Below are 2,797 nucleotides of genomic sequence, written 5' to 3'. Positions count from 1 at the left end.
TTGTCATTCCAGACGAAATCATCAATCAGAAAGTTCAGCTCAGCAGCAAGTACGGCTTCTAAATCTTTGGGCCAGTACTCATACGGAATATCGCTGTAATGAGAATCCTTGATGACCTTGAGTGTCACCAATACCATCTCCTCTGATGTCCTGTCAGCTTTTCTGTAACCGGCGTTCCAGACTGCATCGGTGATATTAGATGGATCGCCCCAAGCCGAGGCGATTACCTGTGTTAAGTGGAATGAGTTATTGATCATGACTTTACTCCTTGTGATTTCAGGTGAGTATCGCAGTGAGCAATACCTCTGTTATATTCAATACCCAGTTCGTCATCATCATCACAATCAACATAATTTGGTAGTTCCACTCGAACTTCACCCCGAGCTTTCCAGCCAGCCCACGCAAAATGCAATGCGTTGCTGTCACTGATGTAGTATTGGTATTCTTCCTGAAAGAAAGCTTTTTCTAACTCTTCATCACCCCATGGATAAGTTTCTGTGAGCCATTTTTCAAATTGTTCTTTGTTTGTCATTATTCTTTCTCCCTGCAAATGATTCTGTAGGCTCGCAATACGTGCGCCGTTTTGCCGGTGATAGTGGTTTTCCTTAATAGAAAGCCAGTAGACCAGGCACGAACAGGTACCATTAACAGGGCAGCATCGATACAACGGTTGTGTTTGCGGCGTTCAGTGATGAAACTGGTAACGACGATTTGCTCAGTATGATCAAAGTATTCGATTCTCATTGAAATATTCCCCTTCTTGCCAGCGTGTCGCCCATGTCCTTGACCATGCTTTGCCATATTTCACGTCCGTAGCCTGTCAGACGGTCATTGACTATGCATTTTTTCATCAGGTTAATGGCTATCAATTCCCATGCTGGATAGTTCTGCTGTAGTGCTTCCAGTGCGTAGCTATCAACCAATTGGCGAACACCTTTTACCCCATCGACAATAGCGATATTGATTTCTGTTTTGCCGACTTGTATCGTGAAGTGGGCACCACCATTACGGGTTGTTACATCGTGATAGATAGCGGCTGCGTAGGTGTTTGCCAGCGCATTAAGGTGAAAGTTTTTGTTATCATCTGAGCCTCCTGTCAATGAATAACCGGCATGGTGTTAAACTCACCAGCCTTTGCCGCTTTGATTAATTCATCGTGCAAGATAGAAAGCCCTTCACGTCCTTTCTCAGATAGCCGATTGCCGATCTCTGGCTGCATATTGATAAAAGTCATGTACATTCTGACCGCCATATCCGCCCCGTCTTCGTTACCGGACTTCTCAAAGGCGATCCCCTCAATATGGGTTGCTAACATCATGCGCTCTGCTAATGGGTATATCGTGATTGCCGTTGTACCATTATCGTAGAGGGCTGCGGTATCGGTGCTTCCCTTGTCGTTATCGACTTCAAGGGTGCCGTTTCTGTCTATTTGCTCTTGCACAAACGAGGCTGACACAACCCACCGCCACAACATCAGCCGCTGTTCACTAGTTTGCGTATAGAAGCCCGCTTTCCAGCCATGAAGAATAGCCGCTATCAATTCAAAGCCCAGTAATAAATCATTGTCGTATTGACCCGCGTCCAACGATCCCAATGCCTCCGCATAACTCATGATTTTGCTGTTCGCTGCCTCAGTAATGACAAAGACGCCATACTTGCCGTAATCAAATGCTGGCTTAGTGTGATGTTTGCTCATTACTTACCCTCCCACCCGATAACTTGGAACAGTCCCATTTTTGGGTGATACCATTTGGATTTACGTTGCTCGGCTTCACCCATCATCAGGCGGAATGCGTTCATGAAGTCCTCTTTAAATATGATTTTCATCGGGCGAGGTTGTCCGTCTGGTGTCATTATGGTGATGCTGTCCGTTGGTACGTTGTACTGTTCAGCCAAGGTACGGCACTTGGTATTGGTTAATCCTGATTCAGTCGCAGCCAGAGAGAACCCGATCCAACCCGCGGGAATAGCTCCCTGCTTGATTTGCTCAATGGTTTCAGAAACCTCTTCAACTTTTTCTTCAACCTGATTAAGGCGGCGCTCCTGTTCTACTTGTGTTAAGGCGTAGGCAAGGTTAAGTTCAGCCTGAGATTTTGGTTTTGCGGCACCAGACTCCAGAGTAAACCAACGGTCAATGATGGCGGCGCGACGCCTGACATCATATCCGGTGATCAGGATTTCGGTATTCCGGCGATCAAGGAGAATTTCACTGATAAAACCCCTCTCATCAACAGCAACAGTAATCCCGGCAGTAAACATAACTTGTTGATTTCTATGATTCCTCAAAAATGAGGAATCGAATTCAACGCTATAGACGGCTTTCAGAACTTCCCGGATATCACGAATAACGTTATCGTGGCGCTTATCTGTCAGTTCCGCAATTTCACGGCTACCCATCATGGCCGTTTGATTGCTGGTGGTAATGATATTGGTCATTTTCATACCCCTTGCTCTTTCATTGCCTTAAGTAAGGCTTTCTTGAATTTCTTTTCCTGGCATATGTCCAGGTACATAATCATTAGCGTTTTGTTTAACCAGATGTCATCAGTGTCCGGATCACGTCTGACGCTATCGGGATAAATCGCGAGATACTCTTTCACTGCATTCAGTGATAAAAACTCTTCCGGTGTTAACTTGCGTGCCTGTCTGCGATTGTGGGTTACCCTGGATTCCCGGCTAACAGAAGTTACACCGACTGTATGGGGTTTGTTTTGACAGCTCATTACAATCCCTCCGCTCTGTATGGTCGGCGTGCTTCTCTTGAGCAACGATTGGCATCAAGAGCGCAACATTCGCG

7 protein-coding genes are annotated in these 2,797 nt (G+C 45.9%); all 7 read right to left on the bottom strand.

Going from position 1 to position 2,797, the window contains the following annotated elements:
- On the bottom strand, nucleotides 1-257 hold a 257-nt coding region (locus tag LGZ99_RS23900; protein ID WP_262979796.1), incomplete at its 3' end, for a hypothetical protein.
- Complete coding sequence (locus LGZ99_RS23895) at nucleotides 254-532, bottom strand: phiTE_015 family protein (protein ID WP_262979795.1); 279 nt, start codon at nucleotides 530-532, stop codon at nucleotides 254-256. The genes LGZ99_RS23900 and LGZ99_RS23895, both read right to left, overlap by 4 nt.
- A complete protein-coding gene (locus tag LGZ99_RS23890) occupies nucleotides 532-744 on the bottom strand; it encodes a hypothetical protein (protein ID WP_262979794.1) in 213 nt (70 codons plus the stop codon). The genes LGZ99_RS23895 and LGZ99_RS23890 overlap by 1 nt, the downstream gene beginning before the upstream one ends.
- Nucleotides 741-1,100, bottom strand: a complete 360-nt coding sequence (locus tag LGZ99_RS23885; protein ID WP_262979793.1) for a hypothetical protein — start codon at nucleotides 1,098-1,100, stop codon at nucleotides 741-743. Before LGZ99_RS23885 ends, LGZ99_RS23890 begins: the two co-directional genes overlap by 4 nt.
- Nucleotides 1,097-1,696, bottom strand: coding sequence for a hypothetical protein (locus LGZ99_RS23880; RefSeq protein WP_262979792.1), 600 nt, complete (start codon nucleotides 1,694-1,696; stop codon nucleotides 1,097-1,099). The genes LGZ99_RS23885 and LGZ99_RS23880 overlap by 4 nt, the downstream gene beginning before the upstream one ends.
- Nucleotides 1,696-2,436, bottom strand: a complete 741-nt coding sequence (locus LGZ99_RS23875; protein WP_262979791.1) for a Rha family transcriptional regulator — start codon at nucleotides 2,434-2,436, stop codon at nucleotides 1,696-1,698. The genes LGZ99_RS23880 and LGZ99_RS23875 overlap by 1 nt, the downstream gene beginning before the upstream one ends.
- A 2-nt stretch (nucleotides 2,437-2,438) precedes the next feature.
- Nucleotides 2,439-2,723, bottom strand: a complete 285-nt coding sequence (locus LGZ99_RS23870; protein WP_262979790.1) for a hypothetical protein — start codon at nucleotides 2,721-2,723, stop codon at nucleotides 2,439-2,441.
- Between the last annotated feature and the right edge of the window lie 74 nt (nucleotides 2,724-2,797).

The organism is Photorhabdus temperata (assembly GCF_025384845.1).
In the GTDB taxonomy this organism is placed as follows: domain Bacteria; phylum Pseudomonadota; class Gammaproteobacteria; order Enterobacterales; family Enterobacteriaceae; genus Photorhabdus; species Photorhabdus temperata.
This window is presented reverse-complemented; position numbering and strand designations above follow the sequence as displayed.